Source organism: Komagataeibacter xylinus, assembly GCF_009834365.1.
Classification (GTDB): Bacteria; Pseudomonadota; Alphaproteobacteria; order Acetobacterales; family Acetobacteraceae; genus Komagataeibacter; species Komagataeibacter xylinus_D.
On sequence record NZ_CP041348.1, the window covers coordinates 859,800 to 873,230 of the forward strand.

A 13,431-nucleotide genomic window follows, 5' to 3' on the forward strand; every position below is an offset into this window, starting at 1 on the left:
GGAGTACCGCTTCCCTGCAAGGAGGCGGTACCTTTTTTTCGAAGCTTTTTGAAAAAAGCTTCACCAGAAACTTTTGTTTTTTTAAGGGATACCTTACGCGCCCGGCAGGCAGGTCCTGCCGCGCCCCATGCGGCGGAAAGTAGCCGTGACATGGTGCCGCAGCGCCGCAAGGTCGGGCAGAATGGCGTTATGCAGCGAGCGCACGCTTTCATGCGTGGCATAAAAGCGCAGCGACGTGGCCAGCCCGGTGATGATGGCAGCCCCCACGAACACGCCATCCACTTCTATAATCTTTGAATCAAACATAACTTCCTGCCCTGAACGGCCCTTTGCACCAGCGCGCCGTACGGTTTCCCCTTGTGTGGAAAAAACCCGCATGCCGGTCATGGCCTGTTTCTTGCTATTGTCGTAACGCGCCAACGCGGCCTGGACCGAAGGGTTTCCCGGCGCATTGGCTCTTAAAAACATTTTTTTACAGACACTTGCGTCATATTTTGCAACGCCGTGCCGTATCGTGTCGCCGCATGCTGTAGCATTTGCCGGCAAGGATAGAAAGAGCATTATTGTGGCATTTCAAGGGCCGGTTTACACCATGACAAAATGATACTGTAACAATACATATGAAATATAATATATTTTTAATAATTCTACAAAACAGGCCTTCAATTACATAGATTTGATATGCAACCCTGCCATGAGGCATACCCCGCCTGCCGGGCAGGGGTGGCAAGACGCCGCTCTTCATGACAGGAAAGGAGCCAGAACTGTTTTCCTTACCCTGAATACGGACTGCTCCCGCCTTGCACCGCCCTGCATGCTTTCCCCATCCGCACCGCCTGCGCCGCCTGCTTCAGGTTGCGGGGGCCTGTCTGGCCGTGACCGTGCTACCTGCCCGGGGCCATGCGGCACCGGCCTATCCCGCCCCGATCATGGGGCCGCAGACCACGGCCCATGCCTGGGGCATCGACACCCGTTTTGCCCAGAGCACACCCTGCCGGGTGGAGATGAGCATCAACCAGACCACCTTCCTGGCCCACATGCCGGAAATGATTCAGGCAGGACTGTTCAACACGCAGGTCACACCCGCACTGCAAAAACAGATCCCCCATTACCTCATGAACACATTGCAGATTGATGTGACGCCAGGCTTCGTGCATGCGCTGTTCACCCAGCGCGGCGCGCCCGCAAGCTGTCATTTCGACTGGTTCTATACTGCCCCCGATGGCACCCGCCACCCGATGGTGAGCTTTGACATGACCCGCGCGGCCGATGCGCGGATTGACTGGGCGCATCTGCGCTTTGGCGATATGGCGGCGGCCACCCGCAACCCGGTAATAGACCCCCGGTTCGATGCGCTGGTCAATCAGGAAACGGTAGATGTCACCATAGCCCTCGGCCGCGCCACGCCAGATACCGACCTGCCGCCGCCTTCAAACGCAGGCAAGGGCGCGCGATAACCATCCCCGCAAAGTCTGCCAGTACCGTCTTTTTTAAAAAAAGCTTTACCAGAAAATTTTATTACTCTTCTTTTGGTGCGCTAGGGGCGGTGCCTCAGGAACTGGAGCGCCAGATCCGTCAGGGCCGCTGCCAGCAGCAGAACCGTCACCACGCGCAGCACCAGCCGCAACCGGCGCTCACGCGGGGTCGGGGCCAGTTCGCGCCGGTTCATGACAAAGGGCTGCGACTGCTGCGGATTGCCTTGATCGGGTCGTTCAGCCATTGCCCTGTTCCATTAGATGTTTCATGGATAAGCCGCCGTTTTACCAGAACAGATGGATAACACCAGAGCGTGCCCCACCCCTTTCTCCGCCCGCGCACGGCCTGGTCCGCGCTGCTTTTTGCCACGGCCCTGCTCGCCAGCCTGCCCCACCACGCAGCCTACGCGCAGGGCTGTACGGAACTCGGCGCAGGCCAGCAGTTGCCCGTGGTGGATAACCCCAAACTGGCGCGTGATACGCAACTCCTGTGCAGCACCCGCTTTGCCGTGCTGTATTCCGCCCTGGCACGTGAGCCGCTCTGGGTGGCCGAGCACCTTGATACCGCCATGGTCCGCGCCGCCATGCAGACCCCGCGTGAAGGCGAATTCCATCCTGATACGCGCATTGCCCCCGGCGCACGCGCTGAACTTGAAGATTACGTGCGCTCCGGCTTCGATCGCGGGCACATGGCGCCCTCGGGCGACATGCCCGACCGGCAGACGCAACAGGAAACCTTCGCACTTTCCAACATCGTGCCCCAGCGCGCGGCGCTGAACCGGGGCCACTGGGCCGAGATCGAATCCGCCGTGCGTAGCCTGGCCCTGCGCACGGGCAATCTTTACGTGGTCACCGGCCCGGCCTTCCACTCAAGCAGCCTGTCGGCCATCGGGGCGGACCGGGTGCTTGTGCCTACCTCCACATGGAAGGCAGTCTATGACCCCCGCAGACAGCAATCTGGCGTGTATGTCTGCCATAATGTGGCACGCAGCCCTCGTTGCAGCCATGTCAGCGTGGCGGAACTGACCCATATCACCGGTGTCGATCCCTTTCCCGCGCTGCCAGCGAACATCAAGCAGACCTGCATGACGCTGCCGCTTGGCCATGCCCGCACCGCCACGAAGCACGCGCGCCGCCGCACCCGGCGGCGTGTCTATTATCGCTGGTAAGAGTGCATTGATAAAAAAGATAAAAGTTTTCGAGTGCCGGCTTTTTCAAAAAGCCAGCGTTCTCTGAAGCTTTTTGAAAAAAGCTTCACCCAAAACTTCTGATTGTTTGTGGGCTGGCTTTTCAACCGGCCGCCGGGAAATATTCCGAATGAGGCCGTATCCCCTCATTCACAGGAGAGATGACCATGACCGCCCATTCCCCCGCCCTCGTGCCTTTTGCCGATAACAGCGCCAGCCGCACCATTGGCGGCATGACGGTGGAAAACGGCACCGACAGCATCGCTTTCTATGGCCAGACGGATTTCAGCCGCGACAAGGCCGGTCTGGCACGCGCCCAGGCGCTGCTTACGTTTATGCAGCAGGTGGTCACAACGCTTGAAGCACAGAAAGACCTGCCCGATGCCCTGCCGCCGCGCAAACCCGCCAAGGTAGACAATCCCTTCATGTAAAAGGGCATCCTGCCCTTCCCAAACGCACAACGGGGCCGGTCCATTGCTGGACCGACCCCGTTGAAAAACCCGTTCCCCGCGGCACAGGGCTGCGGGAAAATCCGGATCAGCGCTTGCTGAACTGGAAGGAACGGCGGGCCTTGGCGCGGCCGTACTTCTTACGTTCAACAACACGCGAATCGCGCGTCAGGAAGCCAGCGGCCTTCAGGATGCTGCGCAGCGCGGGCTCGTAGTGGGTCAACGCACGGCTGATGCCGTGACGGACCGCACCGGCCTGGCCGGACAGACCACCACCAACGACCGTGCAGTACACGTCGAACTGGTTGTAGCGGTCAGCCACGAGGAAAGGCTGCGTGATCAGCATGCGCAGCACGGGGCGCGCGAAGTAGGTGCCGACCGGACGGCCATTGACGATGATATCGCCCTTGCCCGGCTTGATCCACACGCGGGCCACGGCATCCTTACGGCGGCCGGTGGCATAGGCACGGCCCTGCGCATCGCGCTTGGCTTCGTAAACCGGAGCGGCTTCCTGCGAGGACGTCACCTGACCAGAAGCAACGGCTTCCTTGAGGTCAGCGAGCGTGCCTGTACGTTCTTGGGTTTCAGACATATGGTTCAGCCCCCGACCTTCTGGGTGTTGACGGCATTCTTGCGGTTGAGCGATGCAACATCGAGAACCTGCGGCTTCTGCCCCTCATGCGGGTGTTCGCTGCCGGCATAGACATACAGGTGCTTCATCTGCGCGCGCTGCAGCGGGCCGCGCGTGATCATGCGCTCGATGGCCTTGCGCACGACATGGCCGGGGTTCTTGCCGGTCAGGCGCTGGGTGATGGTGCGCTCCTTGATCCCGCCGGGGTAGCCGGTGTGATAGTGGAACAGCTTCTGGTCAACCTTGTTGCCGGTCAGGCGAACCTTCTCGGCGTTGATGATGACGATATTGTCGCCACAATCAACGTGCGGGGTGAACTGCGGCTTGTGCTTGCCGCGCAGGCGCTGGGCAACAATGGCGGCCAGACGGCCCAGAACGAGGCCCTCGGCGTCGATCAGGGTCCAGCCACGCGTCACCTCGGCGGGCTTCAGCGAAAGTGTGGTCTTCATGGATCTAGTGTTCCGTCCAGTAATGTAGCGGTAACAGGTGGCGCGTTATCAGCCGCATCATGTGCAAACGTCAAGCACATAATCCCTTAAGGGCGGCATTTTTCCGCTAAAAAATCGTGTGTGGTATCATGATACCGCCATCTTTCGTATCACGACCTTCCCACGGGCGATTGCCGAGGGGGGGCACAATGCGATAGCAGTCAGTTCAAGGTCATTACGGATATCAGCCTCGTGAAGAAACTCTATCCCGCCATTCCCCTGCTTGTTCTTGTGCTGCTGGTTGGCAGCTGGGGGGTGCACCACTTTGCCCAGCACAGGCTTGAAGCCGGCATAGCCGACTTCCGCGCCTCCATCGGGCCGAACGCCACGTTCAGCTATGCCACGGCCCGGCCGCGCACGCTGGCGCGCGGCGCGCATTTCACTGCCGTCACCTACCATAACCCCGCCATGACGCTGATCGCGGCTGACGTGCGGCTTGGCGGGCTGACCGGCAACAACGTGCAGGGCGAGAAAATCGGCAGCATCGTGCTGCGCGATGTCAAGATCATGACCCAGACCAGCTCCATCTCGCTCGATGAGGTGGACCTGCGCAACCTGGTGCTGCCCAATACCGACCGCGCGAGCGCCGATGCCAGCCGCCCGCTCGGCTTCGATTCCCTCGTGCTTGATAATGGCACGTTCACCAACATGCATCTCGCCGTGCCCACCAGCCAGACCGATGTCACCGTCGCCCGCATGACCGTGGAGCAGTACGGAATGGGCCGCACCTCGCATCTCGATCTCGACCGGCTGGCCACCCAGATCAACCTCACGCCCACGCGCCGCATCTCGGTCGATCACATCAAGATCGACGGGCCGGATTTTGCCAGCGAGGTCGCAAGCCTGATCCAGTCGGGCCACCTGATCCATGAAAGCCATCCGCACACGATGAATCTGAAAAAGGTGGAGATCGACAGCACCCACCCCATGCTCCAGATCGACCATGTCGCCACCTCCAGCTTCTCCACCGCAACGGAGGACAAGATGGACACGACGCTGGGCAATCTTACGCTGTGGTCCACCGGCAATGATAACCAGACGATTCTCAATGCGTTCGGCTATGACCATTTCAACGGCAACATCCATATCAACAGCACCAGCGACCGCAGTGCCGGGCGCGTGCATCTCGAGCCGATGACCATCGAGTCGGCCGATATGGGCAACCTGACCGTGGTGGCCGAACTCGACCAGATTCCCTTTGATGACATGGCCATCATTCCCGAGACCGCCCGCATCGTCTCCGCCGCCATGACATGGGAGGATCACTCCCTTGCCAGCCATGTGCTGGCAGGCCTGGCAAAGAGCCGCAATACCGACCCCGAAATCTACCGCCAGAACCTGCTGGCCTCGCTAGCCGCCTCCGATGATGCCTCGCTGCGCGCCATGGGCCGGTTCCTGCAATCCCCGCAGGACCACCCGCTGCAGATCGCGCTGCGCCCGATGAAACCGGTCAACCTGATGATGCTGGGTGTTGCCCTGTCGATGGCGGGCGACCCGTCGGTCGCGGCCCCGCTGGGCCTGACCATTTCCACGCCCTGATGCCCTGCTCCGGCCCCGTGCATGTCATCGGGGCCAATGGCCGCTCGGGGCTGGCGCTGTGCCGGGCGCTGCAGGCCGGGGGCCGCGATATCGTGCCCATCGTGCGCGACATCGCGCGCTGGCAGGCAACCTGCCTGCCCGTTCCTGCCCGGCTGGCCGACCTTGCGCATGACCCCGCCCGCCTGCGTCACGCCCTGCGTGATGCCACCACCATTGTCCTGACCGCCCATGCCCGCCACCTGCCCGCAGTAATCGCGGCGGCTCCGCCACAGGCCCGACTCGTGGCATTGGGCAGCACGCGCATCTTTACCCGCTGGCCCGATACCCATGCGCGCGGCGTGCTGCACGGCGCGCAGGCGCTGGCCCGCTCGGGCCGCGATGGCGTGCTGCTGCACCCCACCATGATCTATGGCGCAACGGGCGAGAACAATGTGCAGCGTCTGGCCGCCCTGATGCGCCGCCTGCCGCTACTGCCGCTACCGGATGCCGGGCGCGCACGGCTCCAGCCCATCTGGCAGGGCGACGTAACCCGTGCGCTGCTCGCCGCCATCGGGCGCGACTGGCATGGGCCACAAAGTCTGATTATCGCAGGGGGGGATCAGGTCAGCTACCGGGATTTTACGCGCATGGTGGCCATAGCCGCCGGGCTGAGGCCGCGCCCGGTGCTGCCGGTGCCGGGTGCCGTGCTGATGGTGCTGGCGCGGCTCAGGCTACCCGGCCTGCCCGTCATTACGCCTGCCGAGATCCGGCGCCTCATGGAAGACAAGATTTTCGATATTGCTCCCATGCGCACGCAGCTCGGCCTTACGCCGCTACCGCTTGCGGCGGGACTTGCGCGCACGTTCAGACCGGCGGCTTTCTGCTGAAAGCCGCACCAGAAAACGTTTTTATTTTCAGGGAAATACGGGTTGGGGCGAACGACGGGGCTCGAACCCGCGACCACCGGTACCACAAACCGGCGCTCTACCAACTGAGCTACGTCCGCCACAACTGGAGCGGTTATTTAGAGAAGCCGCGCAGACCCGTCAATTACCCTTTTTGCATTTTCATGACATTTTCCGCGCAGAGCTGCGCACGCACACCCTGCAGGCGCTGCACCGCCTGCGAAATGACGCCCGTTTTCTTGCAGAACGCAAAACGCACATACCGGTCGGGAATATCCGTACCCGTATCATCATAGAAAGCCGAGACGGGAATGGCCGCCACGCCCACCTTGCGCGTCATCTGCTGGCAGAAGGCCACGTCGCCCCCCGCAAAGCCAAGCGGCGCGATATCGGCAATAAGGAAGTAACTGCCATCGCACGGCAGCACGTCGAATCCGGCCCGGCCCAGCCCTTCGGCCAGCCAGTCGCGCGCGGAGCGCATGCTCTCGGCCAGCCGCTCGAAATAGGCCGTATCCTTATCCAGCCCCACCGCCACGGCGCGTTGCAGGTTGGGCGCCACGGTAAAGGTGAGCAACTGGTGCGCCTTGGCCACGAGGGCGGCCAGCGGCGCGGGCGCGGTGACATAGCCTACCTTCCACCCGGTCATGGAAAAGCTCTTGCCTGCGCTGCCAATGCGGATGCAGCGCGCGCGCATGCCCGGCAGCGCCATCAGCGGCACGTGGCGGGCGGGAGAGAAGGTCAGGTGCTCATACACCTCATCGCACACGGCATAGGCATCGTGCTTTGCCACCAGGCCCGCGATGAATTCCAGCTCATCACGCCTGAACACCTTGCCCGTCGGGTTCATGGGGGTGTTGAGCAAAATGGCCTTGGTGCGCGGGGTGAAGGCGGCGGCAAGTTCCGCGCGCGGCAGGTCCCAGCGCGGCGGGGCAAGGCGCACGGTGCGCACCACCGCGCCAAGCAGGCGCAGCACCGGCAGGTAGGTGTCGTATAGCGGTTCGAATACCACCACCTCGTCGCCCCGGTTGACCAGCGCCATGAGCGAGGCGGTGATGGCCTCGGTCGCACCGCATGTCACCACCACTTCCCGCGCGGGCTCGACGGTAATGCCGTAAAACCGCGCATTCGACCGCGCCACCGCCCCCTGCAGCTCGGGCAGGCCGGCAAGCGGGGGGTACTGGTTACGTCCGTCACGCAGGGCGCTGGCGGCGGCCTCGACAAGGTCGGCCGGGCCTTCGGTATCGGGAAAGCCCTGGCCGAGATTGATGGCGTCATGCTCCACGGCCAGGGCCGACATGACGGAGAATATGGTGGTTGGCAGCCCTGAAAGCATCGCGTTGGCGGGTTTCATCGTCTTATCCTGTCCGTGTGCGCATAGGTGCAGGCAATGCGCATTTTTGCCCATATCAACCGATTGCCTGAAAATGAAAGCCGTGCAACCCTGCCACGGCAACACGGGCGGAATGCGCTACAGATTCCATGAAACGGAAGACAGACCAACAGGCATGAAAAAGATCGAGGCCATCATCAAGCCCTTCAAGCTCGACGAGGTGAAGGACGCCCTGCATGAGATCGGCCTGATGGGCATCACCGTAACCGAGGCCAAGGGCTTTGGCCGCCAGAAAGGCCATACGGAACTGTATCGCGGCGCGGAATACATCATCGACTTCCTGCCCAAGGTAAAGCTCGAGATCGTCTGCCCCGATGACATGACCGAGCGCGCGGTCGAGGCCATCATGGCCGCCGCCCGCACCGGCCGCATCGGCGATGGCAAGATCTTCATTACCCCGGTCAGCGAAGTGATCCGCATCCGTACGGGCGAACGGGGGCCTGACGCCATCTGAGGGTTGGCCTGCAAACATGGGTCTCATGGCCGCTGGCCTATCGACAGCAGCCCTGCGTTTCCGTAACCATAACCGCCGCGCCGCATGGAACGGCATACCAAAGTCAGGACAGGTAATTTAACATGGCAAAAAAAGCACAGGCTTCAGCCTCGGTTTCCACACCGTCGCATTCTGCTGAAGCCATCGCGAAGGTCTTTGAAATCATCAAGGAAAACGCGGTCGAGATGGTTGACCTGCGTTTCACCGATCCGCGCGGCAAGTGGCACCACACCACCCAGTACGTCACCACGATCGAGGATGACACCTTCCGCGAAGGCTTCATGTTCGATGGTTCCTCCATCGCGGGGTGGAAAGCCATCAACGAAAGCGACATGATCCTGCTGCCTGACCCGACCACCGCGGTGATGGACCCGTTCTCCGCCAAGCCGCAGCTGATCCTGATCTGCGATATCGTGGAGCCCTCCACGGGGCAGTTCTACAACCGCGACCCGCGCGCCACCGCCAAGCTCGCCGAGCAGTACCTCAAGTCGACCGGCCTGGGTGATACCGCCTTCTTCGGCCCCGAAGCCGAATTCTTCATCTTTGACAGCGTGCGCTTTGGCACTGGCCCGAACTTCGGCACCTATGAGCTGGAAAGCATCGAAGGCCCCGGCGCGTCGCTCAAGGACTACCCCGAAGGCAACATGGGCCACCGCCCCGGCGTAAAGGGTGGCTACTTCCCGGTTGCTCCGGTTGACAGCGAAGGCGACCTGCGCGCCGAAATGCTGACCACCATGGGCGAGATGGGCCTGCCCATCGAGAAGCACCACCACGAAGTGGCGCAGTCGCAGCACGAGCTGGGCACCAAGTTCGACACGCTGGTCCGCTCCGCCGACTTCATGCAGATCTACAAATACTGCGTGCACAACGTTGCCCATTCCTATGGCAAGACGGCAACCTTCATGCCCAAGCCGATCTATGGCGATAACGGCTCGGGCATGCATGTGCACCAGTCGATCTGGCGCAATGGCAAGCCCACCTTCGGCGGCAACGGCTATGCCGACCTGTCCGATGAGGCGCTGTACTACATCGGCGGCATCATCAAGCACGCCAAGGCGCTGAATGCCTTCACCAACCCGTCCACCAACTCCTACAAGCGCCTGATCCCGGGCTTCGAGGCCCCCGTGCTGCTGGCTTACTCCGCCCGCAACCGTTCCGCCTCGTGCCGCATCCCGTATGCGACCAGCCCGAAGGCGAAGCGCGTCGAGGTCCGTTTCCCCGATCCGACCGCGAACCCCTACCTTGCGTTTGCCGCCATGCTCATGGCCGGCCTCGACGGCATCAAGAACAAGATCCACCCCGGCGATGCCATGGACAAGGATCTGTACGACCTGCCGCCCGAGGAGCTCAAGCAGATCCCGACCGTGGCAGGCTCGCTGCGTGAAGCCCTGACCGCGCTGGAAGCCGATTACGAGTTCCTGCTCGCCGGTGGCGTGTTCACCAAGGACCAGATCGAGAGCTACTGTGAAGTGAAGTGGCAGGAAGTCTACAAGTTCGAGCACACGCCGCACCCGGCCGAGTTCGAGATGTACTACTCCGTCTGATCCCATCTCCCCACGGGGAACGGGACCGACACGAAAAGCGCCGGAACCTTGCGGGTTCCGGCGCTTTTTTCATGTCCGGGCCCCACGGCCGCGCGCACGTTTGCTCGATTGCACGGCCCGCGCACTGGTCGCAGCTCTCATATCGCCTACACCTTGAGGAGCCTCCACCAACGCAAGGACAGACCATGACCCAGGCACTCCCCGCCACCATGCAGGCCGTGACCGTGAGCGAACCGGGCGGCCCCGATTCCCTGCACATCGCCACCGTGCCCGTGCCCACGCCCCGCGCGGGCGAGGTGCTGGTGCGGGTAATGGCCGCAGGCATCAACCGCCCCGACATCATGCAGCGCCAGGGGCTGTACCCGCCGCCACCGGGGGCCAGCCCCCTGCTGGGGCTGGAAGTAGCGGGCGAGGTCGTGGGCGTGGGCGAAGGCGTGCCGCCCGATGCCTTCCCTGCCCCGGGCGCGCGGGTGTGCGCGCTGGTCAATGGCGGGGGCTACGCGCAGTACTGCACCGTGCCTGCGGGCCAGTGCCTGCCCTGGCCTGCGGGGTTTGACGCGCTGCATGCGGCAGCCCTGCCCGAGACGTTTTTTACCGTGTGGTCCAACCTGTTCATGACAGCGGGGCTGAAACCCGGCGAGAGCGTGCTGGTGCATGGCGGCACCAGCGGCATCGGCACCACGGCCATCCAGCTCGTGCGTGCGCTGGGCAGCACGGTTTACGCCACCGCCGGCACGGACGAGAAATGCACGCTGTGCACCACGCTGGGGGCGAAGGCCGCCATCAACTACCGCACCGAGGACTTCCCCACCCGCATAAAGGAACTGACGGATGGCAAGGGGGTCAATGTCATTCTCGACATGATTGGCGGGGCCTATATGGAGGGCAATCTCAAATCCCTTGCCGTGGCAGGGCGGCTGGTCATCATCGCGCTCCAGGGCGGGGCCAGGGCCGATGGGGTCAGCCTCGCGCGCATCATGACCCGCAGGCTGGTGGTGACCGGCAGCACGCTGCGCCCGCGTGATGCGGCCTACAAGGCCGAAATCGCCCGTGAACTCGAGACCCATGTCTGGCCGCTGCTGGCCCGGCGGGCCATCCGCCCGCTCATCCATGCCACCTTCCCCTTTGCGCGGGTTGCCGACGCCCATAAACTCATGGAAAACGGAACCCATATGGGCAAGATCATGCTGGACCTGCAACAGCCGCCCCGACAGACGACCGGACGATAGGAACACAAGCTGGTGCTACTGAACGTCATTGAGCGCGGACCCGAGGAAACCGGACCCGACACGGCCGGCAGGCCCCCCATTGTCCTGTTGCACGGGCTGTTCGGGCGAGCGCGCAACCTTGGCTTCTTTCAGCGCAGGCTCGCGCACACCCGGCGCACGCTCGCCATCGACCTGCGCAACCATGGCGAAAGCCCGCACGGGCTGATGGACTACAACACCATGGCGGGCGACCTGCTGGAAACGCTGGCCCACCACAATGCGCTGCCCGCAACGCTGGTCGGCCACTCCATGGGCGGCAAGGTCGCCATGACCCTGGCCCTGACCCGGCCGGGCATGGTGCACAGCCTGCTCGTGGCCGACATTCCGCCCGCGCGCACCGGCCACGGGCAGTTTGCATTGGGCGAGCAGATGCTGCGGGTGCCGTTTCCGCCCTTTCTCAACCGGGCGGGGGCGGAGCGGCTGCTGCAGCACTACATCCCCAACACCGATGTGCGCGCGCTGATGTTGCAGAACATCCGCGTGGGCGAGAACCCCGGCTGGAGCATCGGCCTGCGCGAGATGGTGGAATCCATGTCCAATGTCGAAAGCTGGCCCTACATCCCCGAAGGCTATACCTATCCCGGCCCCACGCTGTTCCTGGCGGGCGGGAATTCGCCCTATATCCGCCCCGAACATTATGCCATCATGCGCAGGCTTTTTCCGTGCTACCGGCTGGAACTGATTGAACGGGCGGGGCACTGGCTGCATGTCGAAAATCCGGAGAGATTCGCCGAACTGCTGGAAAACTTTGTCGAAAGCTACTGAAGTAGCTCTCCGTTACGCATCCGGTCCTTGACAGCCCCCCCCCCGCGTCAGTTATGCTGGCAACATGCCCGGGCAGGCAGGCAGGCCCCGGCAACAGACCCACATGGCGGAGACCCGCAGCCTTTCATGACGGTGACACTCAGTCCCTCCTCCCGGCGGCCAGAAGCCGTGGAGCCCGTACTGATCCCCCGCGACCCGCCGCCCGGGGGCGGCCTGCCACGCAATGGCCGCACGGAACAGTACAACCCGCCCGAGCGCGAAAGGCTGCTGCCCGGCAACCCGGTGCCGCCACCGCCCGGCTACCGCAAGCTGCGCCCCATGATCTCGGGGCTGATCCGCCCCGACACGGTGGAAACCCCGGGGCCAGGGCGCGCCATTGCCATATCGGGGCTGCTGCATGCCGCCCTCCTGGCCGCGATCCTGATCGAATCCGCCCATCACAGCCAGCACGGCACGCCCGACGCCACGCAGACAGAGCCGCAGGTGGAGATGGTGTTCTCGCCCCCCACCTCGAGCGGATTGCAGGGCCAGTCCTCGCCCGACATGGCGGGCGGCCAGAACGCGCCAAGGCAGCAGCAGGACAAGCAGCCCTCGCCCAGCGCGCAGCAGAATACACACAACCCGCAGCAGAACAGCGAGGACTCATCGCCCTCCGCCAATGCCTCCAGCGAGGACACCCCCTCCGCCCCGGCACTGAGCGAGGCGCCCTCCGACCTGTCGGTGCCGCAGTCGCAGCAGCAGGACAAATTCAATCCCGCCATGCAGAACTCCGGCCACGGCAGCCGCCCGGCCCAGCAGTCACAGAGCCAGTCCTCGCCCAATGCCTATGCGGCATTGCAGCACCCGATGAACTGGTCGCTCTCCGCCTCCCCCCTGCCCAAGCGCAACAGGCAGGGCCGCGCGGGAGGCACGGGCGGGCCAATCGACCTCTCGCTCGGGCCGGTGGTGCAGAATGGCAAGATCAATGCCCCCTACTCCACCAGTACCCAGATCAAGGGCGTGAGCGACGATTACGGCGAGGAACTCGAACGCTGGATCCGCAGCCACATGTACTACCCGATGGACGCCGTAAAAGCAGGCGAGGAAGGCCCCTCCTCGGTGCATGTGGAACTCGACCGCGACGGCCACGTGAGCAAGGTGCGCCTGACCGGCCAGTCCGGCTCGTATTACCTTGATGCGGCGACGACAGGCATGTTCCGCAACGCCCAGCTTCCCCCCGTACCGCCCGACATGCAGGGCAACTCCTTCCCCATCGACCTGACCATCAACTACATCCTGATCCGCCGCTGAATGCACGGGCAAAAGGAGATTTCATCGC

At 63.2% G+C, this 13,431-nt stretch carries 15 protein-coding genes and 1 tRNA gene; 10 read left to right on the top strand and 6 right to left on the bottom strand.

Annotated elements, in window-relative coordinates; translation table 11 throughout:
- Positions 1–93: 93 nt before the first annotated feature.
- Positions 94–306 carry a hypothetical protein gene (locus FMA36_RS04065; RefSeq protein WP_159261035.1) on the bottom strand — a complete coding sequence of 71 codons (213 nt, stop codon included), beginning with the start codon at positions 304–306 and terminating at the stop codon, positions 94–96.
- Positions 307–800: 494 nt separating this feature from the next.
- Here FMA36_RS04065 and FMA36_RS04070 point away from each other — a divergent pair, with 494 nt between their 5' ends.
- Positions 801–1,457: a hypothetical protein gene (locus tag FMA36_RS04070; RefSeq protein ID WP_240906469.1), complete on the top strand. Its 657-nt coding sequence runs from the start codon at positions 801–803 to the stop codon at positions 1,455–1,457.
- Between the two features lie 80 nt (positions 1,458–1,537).
- Here the strand turns inward: FMA36_RS04070 and FMA36_RS04075 are convergent, their stop codons facing one another.
- Entirely contained in the window at positions 1,538–1,720 is a 183-nt protein-coding gene (locus tag FMA36_RS04075) for a hypothetical protein (protein WP_159261036.1), read from the bottom strand.
- Positions 1,721–1,831: 111 nt separating this feature from the next.
- Here FMA36_RS04075 and FMA36_RS04080 point away from each other — a divergent pair, with 111 nt between their 5' ends.
- Both FMA36_RS04080 and FMA36_RS04085 read left to right on the top strand, forming a co-directional pair.
- Positions 1,832–2,644, top strand: a complete 813-nt coding sequence (locus FMA36_RS04080) for a DNA/RNA non-specific endonuclease (RefSeq protein WP_159263586.1) — start codon at positions 1,832–1,834, stop codon at positions 2,642–2,644.
- A 185-nt stretch (positions 2,645–2,829) separates the two neighbouring features.
- Positions 2,830–3,093 (top strand): hypothetical protein, encoded by a 264-nt coding sequence (locus FMA36_RS04085; RefSeq protein WP_159261037.1) that lies wholly within the window; start codon positions 2,830–2,832, stop codon positions 3,091–3,093.
- A gap of 106 nt (positions 3,094–3,199) precedes the next feature.
- On the opposite strand, the gene rpsI is transcribed toward FMA36_RS04085, so the two are convergent.
- Positions 3,200–3,703, bottom strand: a complete 504-nt coding sequence (gene rpsI, locus FMA36_RS04090; RefSeq protein WP_010510194.1) for a 30S ribosomal protein S9 — start codon at positions 3,701–3,703, stop codon at positions 3,200–3,202.
- Positions 3,704–3,708: 5 nt separating this feature from the next.
- Complete coding sequence (rplM, locus tag FMA36_RS04095) at positions 3,709–4,191, bottom strand: 50S ribosomal protein L13 (RefSeq protein WP_159261038.1); 483 nt, start codon at positions 4,189–4,191, stop codon at positions 3,709–3,711.
- Positions 4,192–4,422: 231 nt separating this feature from the next.
- Between rplM and FMA36_RS04100 the strand changes: the two genes are divergently transcribed.
- Positions 4,423–5,769 carry a hypothetical protein gene (locus FMA36_RS04100; RefSeq protein WP_159261039.1) on the top strand — a complete coding sequence of 449 codons (1,347 nt, stop codon included), beginning with the start codon at positions 4,423–4,425 and terminating at the stop codon, positions 5,767–5,769.
- Positions 5,769–6,635: an NAD(P)H-binding protein gene (locus FMA36_RS04105; RefSeq protein WP_159261040.1), complete on the top strand. Its 867-nt coding sequence runs from the start codon at positions 5,769–5,771 to the stop codon at positions 6,633–6,635. Before FMA36_RS04100 ends, FMA36_RS04105 begins: the two co-directional genes overlap by 1 nt.
- Before the next feature lie 43 nt (positions 6,636–6,678).
- On the opposite strand, the gene FMA36_RS04110 is transcribed toward FMA36_RS04105, so the two are convergent.
- Together FMA36_RS04110 and FMA36_RS04115 are read right to left on the bottom strand one after the other, a co-directional pair.
- A tRNA-His gene (locus tag FMA36_RS04110) sits at positions 6,679–6,754 on the bottom strand.
- A gap of 44 nt (positions 6,755–6,798) precedes the next feature.
- Positions 6,799–8,004 carry an aminotransferase gene (locus FMA36_RS04115; RefSeq protein WP_159261041.1) on the bottom strand — a complete coding sequence of 402 codons (1,206 nt, stop codon included), beginning with the start codon at positions 8,002–8,004 and terminating at the stop codon, positions 6,799–6,801.
- A 154-nt stretch (positions 8,005–8,158) separates the two neighbouring features.
- Between FMA36_RS04115 and FMA36_RS04120 the strand changes: the two genes are divergently transcribed.
- The 5 genes from FMA36_RS04120 (at position 8,159) to FMA36_RS04140 (ending at position 13,403) form a co-directional block, all read left to right on the top strand.
- On the top strand, positions 8,159–8,497 hold the full coding sequence (locus FMA36_RS04120) for a P-II family nitrogen regulator (RefSeq protein ID WP_110569573.1): 339 nt from the start codon (positions 8,159–8,161) through the stop codon (positions 8,495–8,497).
- 122 nt (positions 8,498–8,619) lie between these two features.
- Positions 8,620–10,080, top strand: coding sequence for a type I glutamate--ammonia ligase (gene glnA, locus FMA36_RS04125; RefSeq protein ID WP_078525224.1), 1,461 nt, complete (start codon positions 8,620–8,622; stop codon positions 10,078–10,080).
- Positions 10,081–10,265: 185 nt separating this feature from the next.
- On the top strand, positions 10,266–11,309 hold the full coding sequence (locus FMA36_RS04130; RefSeq protein ID WP_206065180.1) for an NAD(P)H-quinone oxidoreductase: 1,044 nt from the start codon (positions 10,266–10,268) through the stop codon (positions 11,307–11,309).
- A gap of 12 nt (positions 11,310–11,321) precedes the next feature.
- Positions 11,322–12,113, top strand: a complete 792-nt coding sequence (locus FMA36_RS04135) for an alpha/beta fold hydrolase (RefSeq protein ID WP_159261042.1) — start codon at positions 11,322–11,324, stop codon at positions 12,111–12,113.
- A gap of 126 nt (positions 12,114–12,239) precedes the next feature.
- Entirely contained in the window at positions 12,240–13,403 is a 1,164-nt protein-coding gene (locus tag FMA36_RS04140; RefSeq protein ID WP_159261043.1) for a TonB family protein, read from the top strand.
- Positions 13,404–13,431 lie beyond the last annotated feature (28 nt).